At 53.6% G+C, this 25963-nt stretch carries 23 protein-coding genes; 4 read left to right on the top strand and 19 right to left on the bottom strand.

Annotated features, from left to right (window positions below; all coding sequences use genetic code 11):
* Window positions 1–116: 116 nt before the first annotated feature.
* Window positions 117–854: a PspA/IM30 family protein gene (locus CO251_RS16115; RefSeq protein ID WP_103376837.1), complete on the top strand. Its 738-nt coding sequence runs from the start codon at window positions 117–119 to the stop codon at window positions 852–854.
* Between the two features lie 539 nt (window positions 855–1393).
* Here CO251_RS16115 and CO251_RS16125 read toward each other — a convergent pair.
* The 9 genes from CO251_RS16125 to CO251_RS16165 form a co-directional block, all read right to left on the bottom strand.
* A complete protein-coding gene (locus tag CO251_RS16125; RefSeq protein WP_103376838.1) occupies window positions 1394–2800 on the bottom strand; it encodes an MFS transporter in 1407 nt (468 codons plus the stop codon).
* 476 nt (window positions 2801–3276) lie between these two features.
* The gene (locus CO251_RS16130; protein ID WP_103376839.1) at window positions 3277–5790 is read right to left on the bottom strand and encodes an adenosylcobalamin-dependent ribonucleoside-diphosphate reductase; all 2514 of its coding nucleotides are present in this window, start codon (window positions 5788–5790) and stop codon (window positions 3277–3279) included.
* A 3-nt stretch (window positions 5791–5793) separates the two neighbouring features.
* Window positions 5794–6264 (bottom strand): transcriptional regulator NrdR, encoded by a 471-nt coding sequence (gene nrdR / locus CO251_RS16135; protein WP_103376840.1) that lies wholly within the window; start codon window positions 6262–6264, stop codon window positions 5794–5796.
* 77 nt (window positions 6265–6341) lie between these two features.
* A complete protein-coding gene (locus CO251_RS16140) occupies window positions 6342–7295 on the bottom strand; it encodes a DMT family transporter (protein WP_103376841.1) in 954 nt (317 codons plus the stop codon).
* A 37-nt stretch (window positions 7296–7332) separates the two neighbouring features.
* The gene (locus tag CO251_RS16145; RefSeq protein ID WP_103376842.1) at window positions 7333–7524 is read right to left on the bottom strand and encodes a hypothetical protein; all 192 of its coding nucleotides are present in this window, start codon (window positions 7522–7524) and stop codon (window positions 7333–7335) included.
* Window positions 7525–7545: 21 nt separating this feature from the next.
* Window positions 7546–10179, bottom strand: a complete 2634-nt coding sequence (locus CO251_RS16150; protein ID WP_103376843.1) for a PQQ-binding-like beta-propeller repeat protein — start codon at window positions 10177–10179, stop codon at window positions 7546–7548.
* Between the two features lie 98 nt (window positions 10180–10277).
* Window positions 10278–10937: a hypothetical protein gene (locus tag CO251_RS16155; RefSeq protein ID WP_103376844.1), complete on the bottom strand. Its 660-nt coding sequence runs from the start codon at window positions 10935–10937 to the stop codon at window positions 10278–10280.
* 121 nt (window positions 10938–11058) lie between these two features.
* Window positions 11059–11460 carry a CoA-binding protein gene (locus tag CO251_RS16160; RefSeq protein WP_103376996.1) on the bottom strand — a complete coding sequence of 134 codons (402 nt, stop codon included), beginning with the start codon at window positions 11458–11460 and terminating at the stop codon, window positions 11059–11061.
* 57 nt (window positions 11461–11517) lie between these two features.
* Window positions 11518–12423, bottom strand: coding sequence for a branched-chain amino acid transaminase (locus CO251_RS16165; protein WP_103376845.1), 906 nt, complete (start codon window positions 12421–12423; stop codon window positions 11518–11520).
* A gap of 191 nt (window positions 12424–12614) precedes the next feature.
* Here CO251_RS16165 and CO251_RS16170 point away from each other — a divergent pair, with 191 nt between their 5' ends.
* Complete coding sequence (locus tag CO251_RS16170; RefSeq protein ID WP_103376846.1) at window positions 12615–13226, top strand: hypothetical protein; 612 nt, start codon at window positions 12615–12617, stop codon at window positions 13224–13226.
* A 34-nt stretch (window positions 13227–13260) separates the two neighbouring features.
* On the opposite strand, the gene CO251_RS16175 is transcribed toward CO251_RS16170, so the two are convergent.
* Genes CO251_RS16175 through CO251_RS16200 form a run of 6 tightly spaced genes read right to left on the bottom strand, consistent with a single transcriptional unit; the run spans window position 13261 to window position 19385 of the window.
* Window positions 13261–14010 carry a VIT1/CCC1 transporter family protein gene (locus CO251_RS16175; RefSeq protein ID WP_103376847.1) on the bottom strand — a complete coding sequence of 250 codons (750 nt, stop codon included), beginning with the start codon at window positions 14008–14010 and terminating at the stop codon, window positions 13261–13263.
* A gap of 44 nt (window positions 14011–14054) precedes the next feature.
* Window positions 14055–14540, bottom strand: a complete 486-nt coding sequence (locus tag CO251_RS16180; protein WP_103376848.1) for an NUDIX hydrolase — start codon at window positions 14538–14540, stop codon at window positions 14055–14057.
* Window positions 14527–15795 (bottom strand): (Fe-S)-binding protein, encoded by a 1269-nt coding sequence (locus CO251_RS16185; protein WP_103376849.1) that lies wholly within the window; start codon window positions 15793–15795, stop codon window positions 14527–14529. The genes CO251_RS16180 and CO251_RS16185 overlap by 14 nt, the downstream gene beginning before the upstream one ends.
* 15 nt (window positions 15796–15810) lie before the next feature.
* Complete coding sequence (locus CO251_RS16190) at window positions 15811–18396, bottom strand: FAD-binding oxidoreductase (protein WP_103376850.1); 2586 nt, start codon at window positions 18394–18396, stop codon at window positions 15811–15813.
* Window positions 18397–18429: 33 nt separating this feature from the next.
* Window positions 18430–19023, bottom strand: a complete 594-nt coding sequence (gene def / locus CO251_RS16195; RefSeq protein ID WP_103376851.1) for a peptide deformylase — start codon at window positions 19021–19023, stop codon at window positions 18430–18432.
* A gap of 14 nt (window positions 19024–19037) precedes the next feature.
* Window positions 19038–19385 carry a toprim domain-containing protein gene (locus CO251_RS16200; protein ID WP_103376852.1) on the bottom strand — a complete coding sequence of 116 codons (348 nt, stop codon included), beginning with the start codon at window positions 19383–19385 and terminating at the stop codon, window positions 19038–19040.
* A gap of 443 nt (window positions 19386–19828) precedes the next feature.
* On the opposite strand from CO251_RS16200, the gene CO251_RS16205 reads away from it, so the two are divergent.
* On the top strand, window positions 19829–20686 hold the full coding sequence (locus CO251_RS16205; protein ID WP_242968656.1) for an aldo/keto reductase: 858 nt from the start codon (window positions 19829–19831) through the stop codon (window positions 20684–20686).
* 148 nt (window positions 20687–20834) lie between these two features.
* On the opposite strand, the gene CO251_RS16210 is transcribed toward CO251_RS16205, so the two are convergent.
* From CO251_RS16210 to CO251_RS16225, 4 genes are all read right to left on the bottom strand, one after another.
* A complete protein-coding gene (locus CO251_RS16210) occupies window positions 20835–21209 on the bottom strand; it encodes a PadR family transcriptional regulator (RefSeq protein WP_242968657.1) in 375 nt (124 codons plus the stop codon).
* Window positions 21210–21258: 49 nt separating this feature from the next.
* Window positions 21259–22440 carry an acyl-CoA dehydrogenase family protein gene (locus CO251_RS16215; protein WP_242968658.1) on the bottom strand — a complete coding sequence of 394 codons (1182 nt, stop codon included), beginning with the start codon at window positions 22438–22440 and terminating at the stop codon, window positions 21259–21261.
* 103 nt (window positions 22441–22543) lie between these two features.
* Window positions 22544–23899: a 4-aminobutyrate--2-oxoglutarate transaminase gene (gabT, locus tag CO251_RS16220; RefSeq protein WP_103376853.1), complete on the bottom strand. Its 1356-nt coding sequence runs from the start codon at window positions 23897–23899 to the stop codon at window positions 22544–22546.
* Window positions 23900–23926: 27 nt separating this feature from the next.
* A complete protein-coding gene (locus CO251_RS16225; protein WP_103376854.1) occupies window positions 23927–25402 on the bottom strand; it encodes an aldehyde dehydrogenase family protein in 1476 nt (491 codons plus the stop codon).
* Window positions 25403–25642: 240 nt separating this feature from the next.
* Between CO251_RS16225 and CO251_RS16230 the strand changes: the two genes are divergently transcribed.
* Window positions 25643–25945: a rhodanese-like domain-containing protein gene (locus CO251_RS16230; RefSeq protein WP_103376855.1), complete on the top strand. Its 303-nt coding sequence runs from the start codon at window positions 25643–25645 to the stop codon at window positions 25943–25945.
* Window positions 25946–25963: the final 18 nt, after the last annotated feature.

Below are 25963 nucleotides of genomic sequence, written 5' to 3' on the forward strand. Positions count from 1 at the left end.
GAGGCCATCATTGTCTTCTGTGACCGGCAATATTTGCACAATGCCAGTTAACAACCACCCGAACCCGGGCAGAAGGACTATACTGAGGATAATCACAAGTCAGGGGGAATCAGCGCATGGCAGGTTTGCTAGAACGAGTCAAGACCATCTTAGGCGCCAAGGCTAACAAAGCGCTCGACGCCGTCGAAGATCCAACCGAAACCTTAGATTACTCGTTTCAAAAGATGCAAGAGGCCCTACAAGAGACACGGAGCCATATTCTTCAGGTTGCCACCGCAAAAAAACAGCTGGAAATGCAAGTGGCTACTTTGCAGCAAAAATCCAACCAATATGCGCAAGATGCTCGTGACGCCGTGCAAGCGGGGCGCGATGATTTAGCGACGCAAGCCCTATCGATGAAGAGCACGATGGATCAACAAATTGCCGACCTCCAAACCCATATTCAGCAAACGCAAGCCGAGCAAGATAAGCTCACGCAAGCTCAGCAAAAACTAGAAAGCCAAATTGAGAGCTTCCGTACCCAAAAAGAAGTGATGAAGGCCCAATATTCGGCGGCTAAGGCTGAAGTGCAAGTCGGCGAAACAGTGACGGGCATTACCCAACACGCCGAGGACATTTCGGGTGCACTGCAACGGGCACAGGACAAAATTGCTGCGATGCAGGCTAAAGCATCAGCGATTGACGAACTGGACGCATCACCAGATTTTCAAGCCTTGCCCGGCGCCTCTAACGGAGATACCATTCGCCAACAGCTGGATCAAGCCAAGACAAGCAGTGATGTGCAAAATGAACTCGCCAAACTCAAGGCCGAAATGCAAGGCGCATCCAAACCCCTTGATCCGCCCCAGCAATGACGCAATGAAGCAAGTCGGTGCCCGCTTTGTTCTCCGGCCGTCGGCTTGCTTATCACATATCAGCGTTCGTATTTCATATACTCGCCCCCACACGGGGGCTGTTGAGGATATGGGCGTCTTAGGCAATGCAGAGGGAACCCGTTCTATCAGACCTCCTCACCTTCCTAAGCCGCTGGAAAGCTGACGTCCTCTCCACAGACTTCGCATCCGGCGGAACTTGCCGTAGAGCCATTGAGGCGGGACAAGCCATACGCCAGAAGATTTCTGGACGTCTCGCTCGAGGGAAACCAACGGTCGGCCACCATCACCAAGCCACCGCGCCGCTCGGCCTTGTATTCCAGTGGCCGCCGAAATTCGCAAATGCTGCTCATATCGGCTATGGACCGGGCCAGATGGTGGTTTTTCAGCGTCGCGCACACGTTCAATCCTCGATGACGAGGGTGTAAAACCGCCGCGTGAGGTCAGGCGTGAGCTTGTACAGGGCATCGTGCCGGATACCGGCGATGCGGGCATGGAGCTGACCCCTCTGGAAGCTTCTATCAGAGGGGCGCGACGGCTAATAACCCGCGCACACGGAATCCGCCTCCAGCGCTGCTGCCAGTGGACCGGCCACAATCAACCCAAAGCCTGGCCGACTGGGACGCATGTGATGAAGGCGGGTAGAGATTAGCCGCGTGTGGAGAGGACGAGTTGTGGGCATCCGATGGATTTTGCGGTGGAATCTGGCTGGCTTCCGTGGTCGTGACTCCGGAGGGTGGCCATCTCCGCCCAACCACCACCCACCATGTTGTGCCCACCAGCATGGAACCCACACCAGCGATCACGGCAATGCCTTCCGGGCCAACCCACGCCATGAACAGTGCTGTGAGCGCCAAAGAAAGCTTGCCAACGGTGCCGTATGTAGCATTGTGTAAACTGTAAACTCGACTGTGAAGCTGCGGAGGTACGGTCTCCAATAGGAGCATCGTATCCCATGCGATAATGAGACCGCTGGCCATCCGCATAACGAGGAGCCATGGAAGCGCGATGTTCCATGTGTGACTGACCGCGAACAAAGTCCAGAACAGCCCTTGTAATAAGTAAGCCAAACCATAGGCATGGGGACGCCAACGGGGGCAGATCCATCGTGCCACGAGTGTTCCAAGTAAGACCCCTGCGCCGTCCGTGATATATAAGCTACTGACACCCCATCCGCCCCCATGCAATATCCGCACGCCGTAATCGGTGAGGAGCACATCATAGCTGCCCCCAATTAGTCCCCAAGCGATTCCGACGATGAGCACGCTGGACGCTGCGGGAAAGTCCCGCAGTGCCCGAAAGCCGCTGTGTACAGTGCGGCCGAAAGATTGGTGCGGCTCGGGCGGGTACTCGACCGGACGAGCCCGGGCCAGCAGAACAAGTGATGCGAGCAGCCCGCCGGAAAGCAGGCGGAGAATGGCTGCCAGGATGAGAAGGGTCATGAGCCCCCAAAGAGCCACGGTCCCCCCGAGGAGGGCGCCGACAATCGTGGTCATCCCAGTGATACTCCCCAGACGAGCATTCACGTCGGCCCATTGGGCCGGTGGCGTCACGCGGTACCGCAACTGTTGGCGACCTGTCGTCCCGGCACTACCCAAAACATTATATAGTGCGTAAAGGCCCGTCATCATAATGATATGGTGCGTCAGCAGTATGCCAATGAAGGGCAGCAGGAGTGCTTGACCAACCGAAGCGGTGGCGGCTAAACCGGGCACATCATGCCGATCGAGCCAGGCACCAACCACGGGCGCTAGGAGGAGTGACGGCAGGGTAGCCACCAAAATCACGGCGGCCATCACTGCGGCAGAATGGAGCATTACGAGCATGACAAACAGTCCGACTTGAACCATCCAGCCCGACAATCCAATCTGAACCGCAGCCCACCCGAAACGCCCAAATCCTGGGGGTCCCTTCCACGTTCGAATCATCGTTCAGCCTCCTTGCGATAGGTCGATTATAGCAATTCCTCGTGTACGCTTGGATACAACTACGCTTGGATACAACAATAGTTGGAGGTTAGGCAATCCTCACCGCACAAACAGGGACGTTAGTAACCTAAAAGGTGACCGGGCCCCACCCCTTGTGCTAAAATCTTCACCTCGAGAACTGTGCTAATCAACCTGAAACGAGCCACTCTACAGATAGGTGAAAAGTCTGGGTTAAATGACCAATTCCCGACAGCCGAGTTTATCGACGATAGTCTAGCCCTGTCCCCGCGACGAGCAAGGGAGTTTTCCCCGAGAGAATGTTTCGCCTAAAAGCGCACTCATTTTGGTAGAAAACCGCAGCAACCCTCACTTTCATAACTGTGAGGGTTGCTGCGTATAGCGGGTTCGACCTATTCACCCATCGGTGCGAAAGAGGCCTTGGATTAATTACCATGGCACAATGGCGAGATTCGAGACTAACATTTGGAATAGCCACACGACTGGCAATGCTGACAGCCTTCCTCGTAAACTAAGGTTGGAGCGTCACACATCGGACACAAATCAAGGTGCAAGGAGGTATGGCGGCCTTCCGGCTCTACAGTCCGAGCAGGAGTCCCCTCTCCGGTATGCGCCGCCGCCACTTCTATGGCCTCATTGCGGAGGTGAGATTCCAATAGCTGACCGATGGCGTCCACCACACTGAGCACCCGCCCAGGCCCAAATCCCATTTGGTTGGCACCCCCAATACCCTTGAGTTGCTCGGCCACCAATTCTAGGCGTCGTCTTGGGCTTAGGTTGCCACTCGAACGTAAGTACAGACTAATGACACGCCCTAACGACTCCATAAACGACTGCACTTCAGACCCAGCTCGTCCCAAAAGCATAAACACTTCAAAAGGATTGTCATCCACTTCATTAATCACGACGCGCGCTGTCCCTGCGGGGGTCTCCTTGCGGTATGTCCTCCCATGAATTAAGGACGGCACCGGGTACACTTCGGCCTCCGCGTTAGGAGTTGTTCCCCACGATATGGTCGCGGACTCGGAGTCCTGGGGTGTCTTCTCTTCTGCTAAGTGCAACACTTGCTCACTACGGCTTTGATCGCGATAAATCGTGACCCCCTTGCATCCGAGGTCATAAGCCAATTCATACAACCGTTCCGTATCTTCAACCGTATAGGTACTCGGCGCGTTGGCCGTCTTGGAAATACTGGAGTCTGTCCACTTCTGGATCGCCGCTTGGACGTAGACATGCTCTTCGGGGGTTAGGTCCATGGCTCCGACGAAATAAGACGGCAACTCTTCGCCCGGATGCGCAGCTTTCCACTCCGCGGCCACCGGCACATATTGCTCATCAAACCCCAAGCGCGATTGCCTAAAGTACGTCAGGGCATAATAGGGTTCAATGCCTGTACTAGTGCCGACCATCGTACCCACAGTGCCCGTGGGGGCCTGGGTTAAAATGGTGACATTGCGCACGCCGTGCTCATGGATAGCGTGACGCAGGTCGTCAGGCAGGCGCTTGATAAAACCGCTTTGAAGATACAAATCGGGATCAAATGCCGGAAAGGCCCCTTTTTCACGCGCCAACTCCACGTCGTAGGAATACGCTTCCACCGCAATAAATCGGTACAACTTCTCAATGAATTCCAAGGATTCCGGGCTGCCGTAGCGTAGTCCCAAACGAATCAAGAGTTCGCCCAGTCCCATTGTGCCCAAGCCGATGCGTCGTTCCTTTTGTTGGTTGTCGTAATTTTGTTGAAAAAAGTAGGGCGTGGCATCGACGATATCGTCAAGAAAACGTGTGCCCACCCGAACAGATTCACGCAAACCTGTCCAGTCGACATCGTGGGCCTTGGGATCATAAAACGCGGCAAGATTGACGTGTCCGAGAGTACACACACCCCAAGCGGGTAGCGGTTGTTCTGCACAAGGATTGGTGCTAATCAACGGATTAAAGTACCAGCTATTGGAATCCTTTTCGTGGCGTTCGTCAAAGACAATGCCTGGCTCTGCTGCTTGCCATGCGCCTTGAATGATTTCACGCCAAATCTTGCGAGCCTTCACGGTCTCGTATAAAACAATCGGTTTGCCTGCTTTTTTCCATGTTTCTAAATTGCCATCCCACATCGTATCATAATCGGGATCCGTCGTATCCGGAAATACCAATTGCCAATCCTCGTCGGCTTTAACTGCAGCCATAAACGCATCCGAGATGCGGACACTAATGTTAGCATTTTCCACCATACCGGGCGTCTTTTTAACTTCGATAAAGCGCCATAAATCGGGATGCCAATCTTCAATTTGCAGCATCAATGCGCCGCGGCGCGACCCGCCTTGCTCGACAAGCCCTGTTGCCCGCGAATAGAGATCCATCCAAGATACCGCCCCAGAGGAACGCCCATTGACACCCCGAACCGCAGCGCGTGACGGGCGCAAAGATGAGATATTGATACCGACGCCACCGCCCCGGCTCATAATTTCAATCATTTGCCCTAAGGTCTCGACAATGCCTTCGCGACTATCCCGCGGGCAGGGAATCACATAGCAGTTAAAATATGTCAGTTGCTGTTCGGTTCCAGCGCCGGCCCAGATGCGGCCGCCAGGAATAAAGCGCAAAGCGGCGATTTCCTGGGCAAAAGCTTGTTCTGTTTGCGCCCGGACCGCTTCTGGCTCGACTTGCGCCACGCCTTGTGCAATACGTTGAGCGACTTCATAAATGCTGCGCTCCAAAGGCCGGTCGCAGTCAGCAATCTTTCGTTCAATGAGGTCTCCTTTGGCTGGTCCCGTGAGCAACTCAATGGACAAATACCCATCGGGCAAGATGTCGCGCACAATGCCAATATCTTTCTTGGGCCACTTCGGATGCGGTTCCACCAGCGCAATGGCCAAGTCCCCCACGACAAAACTGCGGGTCGGATCCTTTACGGTATAGCGGTCTAGAAATATTTTCCAGCTCAATTCGGACGAAAATCCATGAGACAATTCCAAATGTTAACCCTCCTGATTATGATGCGGATGGATAAGGCGCTCCAATTCTTGGCGAAAGCCTTCAATATCTGTGAACTGGCGGTATACAGACGCAAAGCGGACATAGGCGACCTGATCGACCACTTGCAGCCGATTCATCACTAATTGCCCAATATGTTGGGAAGACACTTCCCCTGTGTGCTGATCGCGTACTTCCCGTTCTACTGCCTCTGCGACTTGTTCTAGTTGCTCCAAGGTTATCGGACGTTTTTCGCACGCAGTGAGCATCCCTCGTAAAATTTTGGCACGATTGAACGATTCTCGCTGCCCATCTTTTTTTACCACCCATATCGGTGCCTCTTCGATCCGCTCGTAAGACGTAAACCGCTGGTGGCACTGCAAACATTCACGTCTCCGGCGTATTTCACGCCCCTCATTCGCAGGCCGTGAATCAAGCACCTTGCTGTCAGGATACTGACACACCGGACAACGCATATTTCAAAACCCCTTTATGTAGTACTAGCTGCATTATAATACCACAATATGTGGCGCACAAAAGGATAAGATGATATTTATTGCGGAGATTCTTCGACACGCCGCGACCGCCATGCCAAAAGAAGCACCGCCGCAATAATCGACACCGCGCCTAAATCTTGAAAGCCGCGAAGGGTGACCCCTAGCCATAGAACCGACCCCGCCGTCGCCACCAAAGGTTCGGCACTGGCCACCACACTCGCTATGGCCGGAGAAATATTGCGAAGACTCGCTAAGTACAACCAAAATGCTGCTAACGTTCCGAGGAGTACCACAAAAGCGATGAGCAGAATGTCAGAAAGCGACCACCAAGGAGCGTTGGGAGACCATACCGGGGCCACCGCCTCAGACAAGATGGCACCGCCGATCATGCCCCACCCCACAATACGCGTGGAACCCCATTCGCGCAATAAAGAGCCAGGATACAACGTATAGAAGGCTAACGCTATCGCCGACGTGATGCCCCAACTCAATCCTCCGAATGAGAGGCGCAACATGCCAAATTGGCCATTGGATACGAGCAGCCAGGTCCCGCCCAACGACAGTCCCACAGCCACCATTTGCCGCCAGGCGGGCATAGTTTTAGAAGCCAGCGCCACGTACAAGATGATGAAAGCGGGCGCTGTATATTGCAATAACGTGGCGGCCGCCGCGTTGCCGTCACGGATGGCCGCCATATAGGCATATTGCACCAGCCATAAGCCAAATACCGCAAAGATCAACAGGCGCATGCGAGCCCGTGCGTCGAGTAATGGCGCCACGACGTAACGCCACCCTTTTTGGCGCCATACGACTGCGAGAATGCTGACTCCCGCAATACCCATGCGCACACTCACGAGCCATCCGGCACTTAAATGCGCGGAATCAAAGAGTTTTTGTGCAGCTACCGCCGAAAGGCCCCAAAAGACAGCCGCAATCAACGCCATCGCAAATCCGAACCCGTAAAGGGATTTTGCAGGGATCAGCGATGGCGAATGGTCTGTGGTCGCCATAACCGTTCCTCATCCTTTAGAAGCCTACAACCGTGTCTCAGTCATGCGGCTTGGATAGTATGTGATAGCCGTAGTAGCCAAACCCAATGATCAGGAAAATGCCCAACCATAACGTTCCGCTTCCCACCAATCCGCCGGCTGTTAGCAAGACCCCCACGATTTCTCCCCATTTGACCCATTTTAGCCGCGGCCGTTGCCGTTCTAATGTTGTCCATCTCCTCGTCAGCATCGTGCCATCTCCTTTTTGGATTTACTGCCCGAACGCGAACGGAACCATACCAATATTGCCGGACAACGTCGCCATCAAAAAGCCACGGGGAAAGATGATCGGCGCCGCCGGGCCAATCGGACCAAGCCCCAGTTGTTGGCTACGGACAATCGTCCCTGATGAGGCCTGCATTTCCATAACCACGCCATTATGCAGCCCTATCCATAAGTACGGACCACTGGCCACGGGGTTCGCGGTCAGACTCGCGGGCAAAGACCGTGCCCAGACCAGACGGCCCGTGACCGCATTGTATGCCCGCAGGGTCTTTGCCGCAGGGTTTCCGATAAAGACTAGTCCCCCATGCACAAAGGGAATCCCTTCTTCTTCTTGGTCTAGTCCTAAATAGCCGCCTCCGGTAATCGTGGACCACAAAATCCGCCCACTACGCGCATTGAGTGCAAACAATCGATTGTCAAGCCATGTTCGGCCTCCGGTTACATTCACTATACGAGGGACGCCTGCAATATACAATATCCCCTTTACGACGATCGGACTGCAATCCGACAGCCCGCTTGCCACCGGAATATTTTTGGCCCACACAATGTGGCGTGTCGCGACATTAATGGCCCACACGGTCGAACGCGTAGCAGGATAGGATTTCATATAAACATTCGTGGCAACATAAAGAATATGACCCACGATAACGGGCGAGGACATGCTGTCAAAGCCCCCTAAAAACAGAGACCACATTAGGTGCCCATTGTTGGCATTTAGCGCAATTAGGCGTCCCCCGCCCGTCACTTCATAGACTACGCCGTCTTGTATGACCGGAGTCGGCATGTCCTCACCGTGCGTGGGGGTGAACCACAGTTCTTTCCCTGTAGCTCGACTCAAGGCCATGACACCATTTGTTCCTGAGCCTCGAATCCATCCTTGCCGTGATGAAAATTCTCGAAATGCATTATTCCCTAACCCCACAATCACGCGGGATTTGGTCACAAGCGGTGTGGTCATCACCATATTGGGGACAACATCAGACCACAAGCGTTTGCCGGTTTGCAAATTCCACGCGACCACCGCGCCCCCATTGGATCCTGCGTAGGCATCATGCCCCACGACAGCCGGTTGATCAACCACTGCGCCATTCAGATGTAACACATACCCCGTGGCTAAAGGCTCAGACTTGGGCCATGTCCACGCCGTGTCATGCGTGGCACCCGCCTCAAACGCCGTCCAAGTCGAGGGTACCGACACGGACGTGGACCAACGGCCAAAGGCCGCAAAAGATGATACCGAGGTAGGCACGGGCACATGGGACACGGGTTTGGGCTTGGCATTCCATGTGGGCGACCAAATTATACGATGGTAGAATCCCGTAGGCATGGCCAGTCCCACCCATAAGGGGAAAAGATAGGCCGTAGAGCTCCCTAAGGCTCCAATAATCAGAAGAGACCCCACACGGGCAAACCGTGTACGGAGCTGCCATAGGGCCATCAACCCCGACGCCAGGGCCATAATCAGCATAGGCATCATGGACAAAAAATAATAATTAAACTTCGACCGGGGCGTTAATAGCCATGTGCCATAAAAGACGAAGAGCCACACGACGAAAAAGATAGTCACCGGCCGCGTCCTGTGCTGACGAATATCTTGCACCACGAGCATCATCAGTCCCAGCAATCCCAACCAAATAACCAAAGGATTGGAAAAGGCTAAGAGACGAATCGTGGCGTGCGCTTGGGTGATCCACAAATACGCGGTGGGTCGAGGTAAGAGCATCCAGGTCCACGCATTAGCTGTCCACGGGTGGTAAAAGCGTAACGTCCACATATTTTTGAGAATCAGCCACTGCAATTTGCCCCATGCCTCAAACACATTACGCGGCAACCATGTCTGATGAAAACCACTAGGAAAGGCGTAGGCATACGTAAGAAAATAGGTCACCAACGGAATAATGGTCATCGACAAGGCGATCAATAAGCGGCGTGGGGATCGCTGAACATGGCGCCATGACCATGCCAACACAATCCATGCCATTAAAATCGTTTGCGCTCCAATCCACTTAGCCGAAAATCCCAAACCCAAGCTGATCCCAAATCCCCACAAGGTGACACGGGACACACTTGCGTCTTGGCGTATGCGTGCCCAAATGGTCCACAACCAATATAAATTGAAAACCACGAAAGGAAAAGCAATGGAATCGAGCAAGGCCACACGACTGGTGCTGACCATAAGGCCATCCACCGCGCTCAATGCGGCAGCAATGCCAGCGGTCCAGCGGTTATCAAAAAGCGCCATCGCGAACAAATAAATAACAAGCGGCACCAACGACCCTAGGAAGGCACCAGGCAACCGCCAAGCCCATGGGTGATTGCCAAAGAGCCAAATCGAGGCTGCAATGACTTCCTTAGCGAACGGTGGAGCCGACAACAAATTTGGATCAATGCCATAGACTAGGTGCGGAACAAGTACGGGAGGCTTGCGGTGAAGCAATACATCAGCGGCCGTCACGTAATAATACTCATCATAAATGAGTCCATGATACGCCCCTAAACCAATGAACCGGGCCAAAAAAGCCACGACCTCAATGGCGGCAAGAATTCCCCACTGGGGTCGTAGGCTCGGAATAATTGTTGTCTTGTGATTAACTTTGGCGTAAGAAAGCGACGAGAACACATCCTTCTAGGCCTTAAACGTTGCCCTTGGTTCTACTAATGATGATGGTTAGAGTATAACGCCAGCATCGTGGAACTTTCGAGCGGTAGATTGTGGCGTTATTGCCACCACCGCAAAAAGGGCGTCACCAAACGCTCCAGATTCGGCCGGGTAATATCATCGCCTTCCAGTCCAAAGAACAGCGACACCCAGTACCAACGCCACTCAGGCAGCGTCTCGAGATAGTGCAAAACGTCTGGTACTGACGTAGATTGCGCGACGCCTCCCACTACCCCCATGTCAAAGACCGGTTCGGCCAATTCCAATTGGCCGTGTTCGTGAATACGCCAATGAAACGCATGTTTAAAGGGTCCTACGAGCGGTGTAAAGCCAGGCACTAAGCCATTGGTGACCGATACCCATAAATGCACGGGCAATTGACCGACCAATGAAAAGAATGTTTCACGGAATTCCCCATCGTGACTTAGCGCCATAAAGGGCCAAGGCTCATACATGATAAAGCGAGTTGGCACATTGTACGCTCGCGCTTCCGGGCTCAACCCTTTGTCCAGTCGGTACCCGACCCGCTCGACCGATCCCCGTTGACTCACACCTACCTTGAACGCGCCAAGATCGCGTGACAATGCCCTAGGCGCTGCCCACCATTCCTGGCCGTCCGGAAATGCGATGGTCTCTTCGATTACCGGCGATGCTTCTGCTCGCATTAAGATCTCTTGGACCACATCAATCGTGCGTTCACGATTTTTCGTTGCCGTCATTGTCCACGGTCTAATTTGCCTTGATGGCGCGATTTGGTGCCCACGGTTTCACGTCCGGGACACACATCCAAGAAATTAGACCTTCCTCCTCTCGGCGCTAGACTCGACCGCAGTCGGTCTCTTATCCCAACAGTCTTTGGTGTTCAATTTTTATACAGTGGTCTTCCACGACCGCTAAGCCCGCGGCTTCCGCGATGCTGCGCGCGACCTCGTTGGCAATGCCCAATTGCAGCCATAAGGCCTTAGCACCAATGCGCACCGCACTCTCGGCAACAGGCGGCGTATCTTCCGCTTTACGAAAGACATCGACCACATCTACAGGAAACGGAATATCTTCTAACCGGGCATAAACGCGCTCCCCTAAAATGGTCTCTTCACGCGGATAGACCGGCACGATGCGGTATCCGTGGTTTTGCAAATATTGAGCGACCTGATAGCTGGCGCGGTCGGGCTTGGGAGATAATCCGACTACGGCTACGGTATGGCTCTGCTCTAATAATTCGCGCATCATTTCATCCGTCATTTTCACCATCTCCCCTCTTGGCGTAAAGGTCGTTCTGTTTGATGACAAAACCTCGCGTTAATCAATAGGGGTCAACCATGACCGGTAGGCGTCGCTTTCGCCACGCACCACTTGGTTGTACAAGGATTGCAACTGCTGCGTAATTTTGCCTATGGTGCCGTCTCCAACCATCCGGTGATCAATACGCGTAATGGGAGAAATTTGCACACCCGTGCCCACTAAAAATAACTCATCGGCAACATAAAGTTCCGATCGGTCGATTGTGCGACTCGCCGCCGGTATGCCCAAGTCGTGGGCGAGCTGCATAATGGTTTGACGGGTAATGCCTTCCAAAATATTTTCACTAATATCCGGCGTAATTAACATGCCCTCGCGGACCATAAAAAAGTTGGCGGCACTCCCTTCAGCTACATGACCAGCCTCCGTAAGAAAGATCGCATCATCAAATCCGGCCAGATGCGCATCGGTGACCGCCAAAGCGGTATTGACGTAAGATCCCGTAACTTTAGCCCGCGACGGAATGGCGTTGTCTTCTAGCCGGCGCCATGACGAGACCGCGACATGAATGCCTGAAGTCGGTAGATAGTCTCCCAAAGGAACCGCGAACACGCCAAATTCATCGCGAATGCCTTCCAACGTGACTTTAATGACGGGATCCGCTTTAAATGCCAAGGGCCTAATATAAACATCTTCATGAAAGTTTTGTTGAGCCAGAAGCTGGACCGTGCGCTCCATCATCTCGTCCACACTATGGCCTGGGTCAATACGCATAATTTGGCATGACCGTGCAAAGCGCTCATAGTGTTCCCGCAACCGAAAAATGTACAATTTGTCCTGTTCGCGATTGTGGTAGGCACGAATGCCCTCAAAACATCCCGTGCCATAATTCAGTCCATGAGTGGCAATGGACACGGTAGCCTCTTCAAGCGGCAAAAACCGGTGATGAAAATACGCCAATGGCATGATAATCCTCCCAACGCAATAAAGTTGAGATAATGATATCATGGATTGTCTTGTGTCGGGGACGTCATGTTAGGCCATTCCACTTCCTGCCAGACCAATGCCTCTTTGAGAGTGGTTAGAATTTTACGCAGAATTTTGGTATGATTACATCACCAAGTGATACCCCGTTCCGTGCCAGAAAGGAGCCGACCGTGTCCAAGAAGCCAATCTCTTTTAAAGACCATAGTCGCAAGCGCCATATGGAGAAGCTCTATCAACGTAAAGCCCGCCGACAGCCGCGGGAATGGGACGATTTCTTGGATTACTGGCACTACTTTTTGCGCAACCCCTTTCAGGTCGCAAGCCAAGGACCGTGGACTGACCGGATGCTGTGGAGCAATGCCATTGTCGCGGGCATATTGGCGGCCCTGCGCGTGGTGGCCTTTATTGGATTTCACGTGATGTTCATGTTAAGTGCTGTCATTAACACGCTCTTTATCGCATTTTTGTTTTATTATGGACTAACATGGGTCATTGTCTGGGTCTTGAACCGCACCGAACCTGGTCGCCGCTCCTATGCCGTAGATACCATTCGGGTTCAAGCCATTGTCTATTCCGGTTGGCTGATTGTCTTAACGCTCATCAGTTGGATTCCTATATCTGGCCTCGTGTATTTGGCTGGAGCCATTTTAGTGATTTTAGGCATTCGGGCTGTCCATCAGTTATATGGCGTGAGCTGGCCGCGTGCTGTCTCTAGCATGTTAGCGGGGTCTGTGAGCATGATCGCGATTATCATGATTTTGAATCACTTAGCTGCGTTGTAACGGTGCCAAGTGACCCCCGAACCGCCGCTCCCTATTAAGCGCCCAACAGCCCTAAGGCCCACCCAATCGCAGCACCAACGGTTGCCGACAATGATGCTAAAATCGCAAATTGCAAACTGCTCTTCCATAGCGCACTCCCGGTAAATTTTCCTTTTAACGCACCAACCACGAGCGCAGCCATAATCGAGAGAGCCCACGCCAAATCACGTGCCCAAATGGTTGAGATGGGTAGCAAAAAAGGAATGATTGGGGGGCTTGATCCGACCACAACAGCCACAGCCATCGTGATCGCGTTGACAAGCGGGGTTTCTTCATGACTCGGATGAACGCCCAAGGCCTCTCGCACCATAAACTTCAGCCAACGAGGTCGACTTGCGGTAATGGTTTTACGCACATCGGGGATCACCGGATCGGGAATTCCGATGTCTTCCAATAAATCCTCAACTTCCTCGGCTTCTTGGTGTGGTCGCCGTGCGATATCTTCTTGTTGCTGGCGAATTTGTTGCCGCACCCAGTCATTTTGCGATGTCGTCGCCAGATACGACCCCACACTCATCGACACCATGGCTGCTCCCACGGACGATAGCCCGGCAATAATTATAGACCCATGCGATTGATGGGAGAGCGCCTCACCTGATACTAACCCTACCGTGGCCACTAATCCATCATTCACCCCAAAAATTGCTTCACGCAACAACACCCGGAAGTTTAAAGACAGCCGGGGACGGCGTCCCCCAGCCTTCAGTCCATCGCGTACTCGTCCCCCACGCAGTTTGGTTGACATGCCAACACTCCTTCTGCCAAGAGTGTCTGACGAAAGTCTGGCCCTTATTCAGGTTCTTGACATGCCATCTGTATAATGCGCACCTCATAGTCATTCATGTGTCCGGCAGGTAATGCCTCAATGGGCCACCAACGAAGGTCTAACAGCTCATGCGCATCAGGTGCCAACGTCACGTCCGGCGCCAGAAGCTTCACCGTATAATAAAAACGGAGCGAGTGATAGGGATGGCTAAAAAACGCAATGAAGTTTTCTTGCATTTCGAGAAAGCGCTGAACACTTACCGTAATCCCGGTTTCTTCCAAGAATTCACGGGCCAATCCGTCCGCCAACGTTTCCCATGGTTCTATCCCGCCCCCAGGCAAATCCCATTTTTCGCTAAAACGCGACTGGGAGAGCAGAACCTGGTGATTGTGACATAACACGCCATACGCGGCAGGGCGGAAGCGAATGCTTTCCGGCGCAAATTCGTGATCGTGGCCATATAAGTCGGGGCAGGTAATCATATGAGCAGGGGGTTTAGAGCGCGCCATCAGGACTTCCTCCTTGTGTGGGCTGCGAAGATGCGGCAGCACGCGCTGCCGCGCGTTCTAAATAGGTGGCAAGATGCTCAACCTGGACCGAGTGGTCTCCAGCTTGTTCTGCACCCCACCGCATTTGCAAGTGACAACCGGGGTTATTGACGAGGATCCGGTTCGGTCGTAACGCAGTAATGTCTGCCATCTTGGCCGTTACAATCGCCAACGCCCACTCTTGGTGCTCAATATTATAGGTGCCAGCCGATCCACAACACCGGTCTTGCCCGGGATAACCGACAAATTGATCACCTGGCACACTGCTGGCTAACGCCGCCGCATCATCTCCCGCATGCTCGACATTGACCAGGTGGCATGAATTTTGCAATACAACCCGTTCGCCAGACCCAGCAAGCGGTATCGCCTGCGGCTGCTGACGCAATACGGTCGACCAATCTCTTACGCGTTGACTAAACCGTTGGGCTCGGGTGGCCCACTGCTCGTCATGTTCAAAAAGCTCTCCATACTCGGACAGCATCGCGCCACATCCGCCCGCTGTGTTGACAACAAGGACATCCCCTGTCGCCTCAAACGCGAGAATATTGGCTTTGGCCATCGCCACGGCTTCCTCGCGTTGCCCAGCATGCAGGTGTAAGGCGCCGCAACACCCTTGGCCCTGCGGCGTGACCACTGCTAGTCCCGCACGTTGCAGGAGATTTTGCGCAGCACGGTTTGCATCGGGAAAAATTGCCGACATTACGCATCCTTCAAAGAATGCGACGTCCGGTTTCTTTGAGGGAATAGGCGAGACCGGCTCGGCAACTGCCGCCTGGTAGCCCGTCAATGGCAACAAAGGCTGCAAGGCACGAGGCATTGGCCATTTCCGAAAGGTGTGCCCAATGCCTGCTAAGCGGCGCAGCCGTCTAGGATGTTTGACGGTTCCGAGAATTTGGCGAGTGGCCCAACTGAGCCGACGAGGACGATGCTGAGCCAACGCGGTACGCCCTGCCTCCAAAATCCGGTGATACCGCACCCCCGATGGACAAGCTGTCTCACAGGCGCGGCACGACAAACAATAGCTCAACGACTCCTCAATACCCTGGCCCCATTCAATTTCTTGACGCGTGGCGGCTTCCACCATCGCAATCCTGCCGCGAGGGGAATGGAGCTCACTGCCGGTGAGTTGATAGGTGGGACACGCTGGTAGACAAAAGCCACACTTATTACAATGGTCAATTTCGCTCAAAATGCTGTTGCGTGCCACTGATTGCATTGCTGTATCCCCCTTTTATGTGCGGGATTTTGATGGTCCAAAAATGCCATCCGGATCGAAGACGTGTCTGATCCGGTCTTGGGTAGCGTCCCATCCGTCCGTGGGTTGTTGCCAATACTGCCCCTCACTAATTCGGCGGCTCAACCCCTCAAGATTGAGCGGCACGTCATTGGGCCCCGCAAAGATTTCATAGGCGCCTGAGGCCGGATACACAATAAACAGATGGTCCAACGCGACGCGGTTTATGACGTGGCTTAAGTGTGTCGGCAAAACCCCGCCTTCGGCATAGGTACCATGTTGTAGAGCCTGTTGCCATAACCGAGTGCGTTCATCTTCCCACGAAACCCATGCGTCGTCCTCCAGCCACGTCCACGTCAAGCCCGCTTCCCGCCCTTGTCCCTCCACCCACGCCTTGATCGGTTCTGCACCTGGGCTTTCGTGGGCGATCCATAACTGCGCCTGACCGGGCTTGAGCCGCGTGATGACCACCCCATCGGGTCGGCTAGCGCTCGTTCCAAATTGCAAAGCCATGTCCAGTAATCGATCGACCGTATCACTTTGCGTGTATCCTAGCAGGCGCTGTGGTGCTAGCGGCCGTAACCGCAAGATAGCCTTAGAGATAAGACCTAAGCGACCCCATGAGCCGATCGCAAGCTTTGTTACATCGTATCCGGCCACATTTTTCATCGTTTTGCGGCCAAAACGCAAAATCTGTCCTCGCCCATCGATCCATTCCACACCCAATACCACATCCCGCCAGCCTAGCAAATACGCGTGGCGCCAGTTCCTGGCGTTGGCAGCAATCATCCCGCCGACCGTTGTCTTGGGGCTACTATAGGGAAGAAACGGACTCTGCAACCCTTCGTGCCGCAGCCACTGTGCAAGCTCCGATGCGCTCATCCCAGCCTCAACTTCCACCGTCAAATTGTCTTTATCAAAATCCACAATCTGGCGCAAATGCGACGTGCTTAGCGGCGTCGTCAGGGGGCGGCCGGTCATGGCCCAGCCCGTAAAGTAGCCTCCGACGCTAAGTTGTATACCCGCTTGGCGCGCGTCCATGACTGCCTGGCTGGCCTCTTGGGCCGTGTTGGGCGTCCATGTGTGATCTGAAGGTTCTTCCCAATGGGGATCTGAAGGGCGCACAGGAGGCGGTAGCACGACTTTGAGGGGATTCAAGACCCCGTTGGGGTCAAACGCGTGTTTGAGATCGGACATCGTTTGCCGTTCCCGAGGTCCATACATCAGCGCCAAATTTTCCAACTTGTCAATGCCAATACCATGCTCCCCCGTGATCGCTCCCCCACGGTTGACACACGCCGCTAAAATGTCGTGATCCGCTTGGCGCATCCGCGCCACTTCGTCGGCATTTGCCGGGTCATAGGTAATGATAGGGTGAAGATTGCCATCGCCAGCATGGGCCGAGCAGAAAATATTAAAGCCATGGTGCTGTCCAATGACAATGACGTCGCGCATCATCTCGGCCAACAAAGGCCTTGGAACGGTCACATCTTGAATCCATAAGTGGGGCGCTATGCGAGCCGCCGCTCCATAATGAGCACGGCGCCCTTTCCAGAGGGCGTCGGCTTCTAGCGCGCTCTGGGCAATGCGGAATTCGTGGGCTCCGCCTTGCGCGGCGATGTCAGCAATCGCGGCCGTTTGGGCCTGTACCACGGCAGAAGGGCCGTCCACTTCAATTAACAAGACGGCGCCCGCATCTACAGGATAGCCAGCGTGCACAAACGATTCCACAATTTCCAACGATTTCTTATCTAACAGTTCCAGCGTGGAGGGAACGATGTGGTGCGCAATAATGGCAGAGACGGTGTGCAAAGCCTCGTCGACCGACGCGAACACCGCTAGCATCGTGGCCGTCTGTTCAGGTTGCGGGGCGATTTGCGCCGTGATTTGTGTCACAATGGCCATGGTCCCTTCGGACCCTGTTAAAAGACCCGTGATGTCCAAGCCTACACGGTAATCGCGTGCCGTTGGTGTCAAGAGGCGGCGACCGTCGGCTAACACCACTTCCAACTGGATAATGTGATTGACGGTCACGCCGTATTTCACGCAATGTGGGCCCCCCGAGTTCTCGGCCACGTTGCCGCCTAATGTAGAGATCCGGTGACTAGCGGGATCTGGGGGATAAAAGAAATGCCACGACTGAAGCGCCACTTGCAGATCAGCATTAATCACTCCAGGCTCGACCACGGCTTGACGGTTTAGGACATCAACATGGCGGATGTGGTTCATGCGCGTCAACGACAAAATAAGGCCCCCTAGGACAGGCGTTGTTCCGCCGCTCAGGTTAGACGAAGAGCCCCTTGCCAAAATATAGACGCCTTGGGCTGCCGCGATTTGAACCGCTGTTTCGACCTCTTGAGCCGACTGCGCAAACACCACGACATCCGGCCAATGGCGCTCGCCGGTCGCATCATAACTAAACGCCAATAGGCGTTCACGGTCACTAATGACCTGATCAGGCTGTAGCGTCGCGTTCAGGGCGCTGACAACGCCTTGAACGGCTGCGCTGTCCGCTCGCGACGCCCCTGCGCCGGCAACCCATAGTCGGTCAAGCTGTCCCGCTAAGGCTCCCTGCTTATGCATGCCTGGTCCCCCATTTGTCAATGCACGACGTCTCTACCACAATAAAGCATGTCCCGGGATCGGCCGTCTCCGACTCCGAATGAATTCTTGCAATTCCGGGTTAAGGGGACGCTCCTCGTACGTCGGTTCCTCGTTTTTTTTCGTACTAGGAATTTCTTCCATGACATAGAGTTCATCAAGAGAGTCGATCCGGTCAATAAAGAGAACTCCTTCTAAGTGGTCGACTTCATGCTGAATAATGCGCGCATCAAAACCTTCAAAGCCCCGGCGAAAGGGTTGCCCCGTCTGTGTCCATCCCGACAACTCGATGTATTCAGCGCGCCGGGTCGGACCATAGATACCAGGCACACTCAGACACCCGTCATAATCCTTCACTTCTCCCCGCGCCCGAATGATTTTGGGATTGATGATGATCTCAGGATCCTGGCCTTTCGTGCTTTTCCAGATGAATATTCGTAGGCGGGCTCCAATTTGCGGTCCGGCAATTCCGTATGCGGACACTGTATCCCACGTGTCCATAAGATCCTGACTAACCGTCAGAACCTCTTGTGTAACCGATTTCGCCTTAATTGTCCTTTGCCGCAAAAAGTCATTACGACTGGCAATCGTCCAAATTCCTTGCTGCACTCGCGTCAACCTCGTCATTTAAAGTATGGTGACTCACATTCCAGGATGCCCAATCGTTTAAACCGCTCGCTAATATAGTCGATGGGCGTATGTTCTACTCCATTATATCCGGGTTTGGTGTAGACATTGATCGCATCCGGAAAAGCCTCTCGGAGGATGCGTCGTATCCGTCGCCCTGCCGCATCCGCATCCGTAAAAATAATGACAGTATGGTGTCTGACCGCCTTGCGAATGCGTTCGAGACGGTCTTGGTTGGGAATCCCAAAGGTCAGAATAATCGGGATTTCAGGTGGTATCACGGCCCGCAATCGGGAGCGGTCATTTTTTCCTTCGACGATAATGGCAAATGGTTCTTCCAGCATCGGACGCAACCTGGCACACAAAAGCCTACCCAACAGCCCAATGGTCCAAAACGGGTATTTCGGGTAGCGTCCTCCCGTGACCAGGAATGCTAGCTCCTTTGTGGGCAAATTTCTTCCAAAGGAAGAACGCACGACCGGGAGGACGATTCAACGCCACGCCGACTGATTCGTGCTTTGAGACCGTCTGCACAAACCAGACCCTTGATCACCCTGTACCACGCTCTTCACACACCCAGCAGCACGTGGTGAGGATTTGTGCCCTTTCTGTTCCAAGCCGTTATCCAATCCTATTCAGTTTCTTATACTCGGCAGACCTCTCGACAAGTGGCCTTGTCTCGTATTTTATCATTGACGACTGCCCTTGCCACGTCGTGACCATGAATTTCCCCGCTGATGCTCTGCTATACTCGTATTAAGTAAACATTTTGAGGAGGACGATCATCGTGCGGACCGTGACCTTTGCGAGCGACGCGCGCTCCTTGGCGGCTTTAGGCCAGGGGACGTGGAAAATGGGGATAAACCCTGAACACGCAAGCCAGGAAATTGCCATCTTGCAAGAAGGATTGACTCATGGCTTGCAGGTGATTGACACCGCGGCCATGTATGCAGACGGGGGCGCTGAGCAAATTGTGGGGCAAGCCATAAGAGGTCAGCGCGAACGCGCTTTTGTGGTCAGCAAGGTCTGGCCAACGCATGCAGATCGTGATGGGGTGCGGCATTCTCTAGAGGCATCGCTTAAGCGATTAGGCACCCCCTACTTAGATTTATTTCTCTTACATTGGCCCAGTGCTCGCGTACCCCTGAAAGAGACGATGCAGGCTATGGCGAACGCTTTCCACGAAGGCCAAGTCAAAGCCGTCGGGGTCAGTAATTTCTCTGTTGCCCTTATGGAACAAGCCCAAGATGCGTTGAGAGACGTGCCTTTAATTGCCAATCAGGTCGAATACAGTTTATTTGCTAGGGAGGCAGAGACCCGTGTCATTCCTTATTGCCAAGCGCATAACATAGTCGTCATGGCGTATTCTCCAGTCAAAAATCTCCAAGAAATAGGAACAGACCATCCGGGTTATCAACTTCTACACGAATTGGCAACCCAGTATCACACCAGCCCTTATACGGTGGCGCTCGCATGGGCAATTCGGTCCCCCCACGTGATAGCGATTCCGAAAACGGCAAATCCTGAACACCTTCACAGCAATGAGAAGGCGCTGACGCTCGAATTAAGCACGGCTGACCTTGACCGACTGGACGCCGTGTTTCCAGCCAGTGGCGAGGACATTGCGGTACAGTATATCTCCTAGCTCAAGACGCTCCCTCTGGGGGCTTGGTCATGGGCAGAGCCGATTAATTAAAAGAGCACCAGGAACAGGCTGTGCCCACCCGGTCATGACCGGGTGGAAGAGGGGGCGCGAAATGCCCAGCAAATAATCTCCAACGTGGCGGGGCCAATCATGACGCCCCATCATCTGGCCGCGCCTCGTCCCACCACCGTAGAAAAAGATCCATGGAACTACGCCTGACCCGCAGTTCTTGCGACCACTGGTTCAAACGTTCCCTGCCCTCTGGCGTAATTTGATAAAAGCGCTTGGGAGCGCCCTGCCCTTCCGTCACCCAAGAGGACGTCACCGCTCCCTGGCTTTCCAACTCACGCAATAGACGATAGACGCCGCCACTGTCAATGACCCAGACCAGCGGCAACTCATCTTGCAGCCGTTTCAAAATCGCTCCGCCATGGCTCGGCTGTTGATAAATAAAGAGCAGAATAAAGGCTTCTAAATGTTTTCCGGTTTGATATCGACGTCCCGGTTCCATTGCGTTCGTCACAACAATCCCTCTCATTCTCTTAGTTCAGCTGAGCCCTTGTTCTCATCAATCAAAACGCATCTTCTTGCAAAAGGTCACGCCCGACAATCAAGGTGTGAATCTCATACGTTCCTTCATAGGTGTCAACGGTCTCCAAATTGGCCGCATGGCGCATACTGTGATACTCTGTGCTAATCCCATTGCCGCCCAAAATTTCACGCGCCTGACGCGCAATCATTAAAGCGGCGCGGGCGTTATGGCGTTTCGCTAAAGAGACATGAGCATAGCGCAAGGTATGATCGGCGTATAAGTGCCCCAGTTGACGCGCCAACAATTGCATTGTCACTAATTGTGATTCCATATCCACAATATGGGCTTGCACGAGCTGTGTCGCCGCGATGGGTTTGCCAAACGCCACACGACTCTTAGCATACAAGGCGGCCTCGGTTAATGCATCAAGGGCCGCGCCGATTGTCCCCCACACAATACCGTAGCGCGCTTGGGTTAAACAGCTTAAGGGGGCTCCTAGCCCCCGGGCGTCGGGCAATTGATACGACTGCGGAATTTTGACATGATCCAAATATAATTCCGAGGTGGCTGACATGCGCATCGATGCTTTCGTGCGAATGGGTACGGCATGAAAACCCGGGGCATCCGTTGGGACAATGAAGCCCCGAACAATCCCCGCATCATCTTTAGCCCAAATGACCGCAATGTCGGCCAAATGGCCATTGGTAATCCATCGCTTCGCCCCCGAGATTACATAGAAATCCCCGTCTTTCGCAGCGCGAGTCGTCATCGCAGCCGGATCCGATCCGGCATCGGGCTCGGTGAGGCCAAAACACCCAATCAGTTCGCCCCGTGCCATTCGCGGCAAATAGGTGCGTTTTTGCTCTTCGGTCCCATACCGGTAAATCGCGTACATCGCCAGGCCGCCTTGTACTGAGGCAAATGAACGCAGTCCTGAATCACCCCGCTCCAATTCTTGCATCATGACGCCATAAGCTAAGGGCGATAAACCCGAACCCCCATAAGCTTCTGGTAGTGTCGGCCCCAGTACCCCTAATGTTCCTAATTGAGGGATCAAGTGACGCGGAAACTCTCCCGCCTGCCACCATTCTCCCGCATGAGGCATGACTTCGCGGTCGACAAAACGGCGGACGGTGTCTGCCACATCCACTTCTTCCTCAGTCCACGTATCTTTTAGGCGATAGAAATCTTCAATCTTTTCCATTATTTCCTGATTAGCCATTGTACAATGTCCTTTCTCCCCAATGTCCTGGTGCTTCTCTCGCCCTGACTTGTGGGCGCCTTGACCTTTCGTTAGGCCAAGGCGCCTGATTCCGCATACGGCGTTAACGCGCCTCTTCTTCCGACAATGCCGTCTCGAGCACGTCCAACGCTTCATCCAGCATATCCAAGGGGGTATTTAGCGGAGCCAAAAAGCGAATGTTGTTCCCATAGATCCCCGCCTTCAGCATAATCACGCCACGCTTGAGCGCGTTATGCAAAACCCGGTTGGTGAGCTCTGTAGCCGGTTCTTGCGTCTTAGGGTCGGTAACAAGCTCCATCGCGACCATCGCCCCTAAACCGCGTACATCTCCTATGACGGGGTGCCGCCCTTGCATGGCTTTCAAGCGCGCTTGCAAATGCTCCCCTTGCCGTACCGCTTGGTCCAACAGGTTTTCTTCTTCGAAGATATCTAACACTGCATTGCCCGCGGCAGTGGCCAGAGGATTGCCCACATAAGTCCCGCCAATTTGGGAATCTCCCGGACCATTCATAACTTCCGGTTTGCCCATCACCCCCGATAATGGGACGCCATCGGCAATTGACTTGGCCATGGTGAGCAGATCCGGGGTAATGCCGGCGTGCTCGGTCGCAAAGAATTTACCTGTGCGGCCAAATCCCGTTTGGACTTCATCCACGATTAATAGAATCCCATATTTTTCCGTAAAAGCGCGCAACCACGGCAGAAAGCTTTTCGGCGGGACGATAAAACCCCCTTCGCCCTGCACGGGTTCAACAATCACGGCCGCCACATCCTCCGGTGCCACTTGAATGGTCAACGCCTCTTCAATGGCCGCATAACAGGAGACATCGCACACATGATGGGGGTCACCATGACGGTTGGGACAGCGGTAGGGATACGGAAAGGGCACACGGTAGACTTCAGGAGCAAAGGGCCCCATGCCGGCCTTATATGGATGAACTTTGCTGGTTAACGTCATCGCCATCAATGTGCGTCCATGAAACGCCCGTTCGAAGGCGATTATGCCCTTACGGCGTGTATACGCCCGGGCGATTTTGACCGCGTTTTCCACCGCTTCAGCGCCGGAATTAAAGAAGACGGTCGTCGCCGGATGGCCTCCGGGAAAATGGGCATTAAGACGTTCGGCAAGACGGACATAGCTTTCATAAGGCACGACCGTAAAGTCTGTATGTAAAAATCGGTCCACTTGCTCATGCAGCGCTTTTCGCACTTTGTCATGGGTATGGCCCACATTGAGAACCCCCACCCCCCCTGTGAGGTCAATGAAGGTATTGCCATCAATATCGGTTAACAAGCTACCATGGGCGTGATCCACCACGAGTGGGGCATAAACGGATGTCGCCCTTGGGGTCGCTTGCGGAATGCGGTCTAGTACGGCCGCTGATTTGGGACCAGGAACGGTTGTTTTCAAGGCGATATATTTGGTTGTCGCTGCCATAAACGTCCTCCTCTAGTGCGTTGGTCCTCAGTCATCAATCTGAGCCCGTTGCAACTTTCCACTAAAATCGACATAGACGGCTTTCCACTCGCTAAAAAAGTCCAAAGCCGCAGTTCCGGCTTCCCGGTGCCCATTACCGGTCCCCCGTGTTCCTCCAAAGGGCAGATGAATCTCCGCGCCCGTTGTACCGGCATTGATATACACTATGCCGGTCGCAAGGTCTCTGATTGCCTGAAACGTCCGATTGACATTCTGCGTAAATATTGACGAACTCAGGCCATAGGTGACTTGATTGTTCGCGGCAATCGCTTCTTCTAGTGAACGGACACGAATCATAGATAACACGGGCCCAAAAATTTCCTCTTGAGCGATTCTCATGTCCATCGTGACGTCCGTAAAGAGCGTGGGCAAATAAAAATTTCCCCCTTGCAATGCGGGATCAGCCGCTATTTGCCCACCGATTTCTAGATGAGCTCCTTCATCTTGGCCAATTTTTACATAACGATGAACTTTTTCCAAGGCTTGGCGATTAATCAAAGGTCCTACATCAGTTTGTTGATCTAATCCACTTCCGAGCTTGAGCGTAGCAATCCGTTCCTTTAAACGGTCACGCAGAGCACCATAAACGGCTTCATGGACAATCAACCGTGAACACGCAGTGCATCGTTGGCCTGTGGTGCCAAATGCACTCCAGATAATGCCGTCTACAGCCAAGTCTAAGTCGGCATCGTCCATGACAATAATGGCATTTTTCCCACCCAACTCCAAAGATACCCGTTTAAGTCCCGCCCCAGCCACTTGAGCGACGTGACGCCCCGTCTCATTCGACCCCGTAAACGAAATTAACGCCACGTCGGGGTGGGTAATCAGCGTTTCGCCGACTTCCTGGCCGGAGCCAAATACCAAATTCACCACCCCATCAGGGACCCCGGCTTCTTGCAAAATTTTCACTAAATGATACGCCAAATGCGGAGTTTCCGAGGCAGGCTTGAACACGACCGTGTTCCCTGCCACGAGGGCCGGGAACATTTTCCACGTCGGAATCGCCATAGGAAAGTTCCAAGGGGTGATAATCCCCGCAACCCCAATGGGATCGCGCACGGCCATCGCGAACTTGTCGGGTAACTCTGACGGCGTGGTGTAGCCAAAGCTTCGGCGGCCTTCTCCGGCCATATAAAAGGCCATGTCGATGCCTTCTTGCACATCACCCATGGCCTCTACCTGAACTTTTCCCATTTCCCGCGTCATATCCCGAGCCAAGTCCATTTTGCGGTCCATTAAGATTTGTCCCACACGGAACAAGATCTCCCCGCGCTTAGGGGCGGGAACGAGCCGCCACGTTTTAAACGCGCGTTTGGCCGCGGCAATCGCACGTTCCGTATCCTCCCGGCTCGAACGCGGCACTTCAAGCAATACCTCGCCGGTTGCCGGATCATAGTCTTCTTGAAAGATTCCGTTTGTTGGTGCGACCCATTGCCCATCAATGAAGTTCAGCAAGCGCATCCACTTTGCCCTCCTTAATATACGGACGAAACGTCTTGCTCCTGGGGCTCTATTCCATCGCCCCGTTTCCAGTATACTGAACTTCTATGTCCGCGGGGCGATTTTTGCCACGCCTCAGGTGTTTCCACAAAAATGGATAGGCTAAGCGGGGGTATGGGCTCATCCGCCTCTGGATTGCGTCGCGAATTAACCTTTGATATAATTTCATTTAACTTTAGTACATCTCAGAGGTGGTCGTTCTTGGTTCATCATTTGTCTTCAGATCGCGTGGAAAGTATGGCGCGCAATGGACAAGCCATTGTAGTGGATGTACGCGAAAGCAGCGAATATCGTGCCGGACACATTCCTCGTTCGCGCCACATCCCTTTGAGCCAATTGGTTCATCGCTTGAAAGAAGTCAGTAAGTCCCATACGGTCATTGTTGTTTGCCAAAGCGGAAGTCGGTCTGCGCGCGCTTGTGAACTCCTTAGTCAAGCAGGCTATACGAAAGTCTTCAATCTTTCGGGCGGCATGGCCAATTGGAAAGGCCCTGTGGAACGCTAACCCGTCATTTAGGCGCAC

This window comes from Sulfobacillus sp. hq2 (assembly GCF_002903155.1).
GTDB classification, from domain to species: domain Bacteria; phylum Bacillota; class Sulfobacillia; order Sulfobacillales; family Sulfobacillaceae; genus Sulfobacillus; species Sulfobacillus thermotolerans.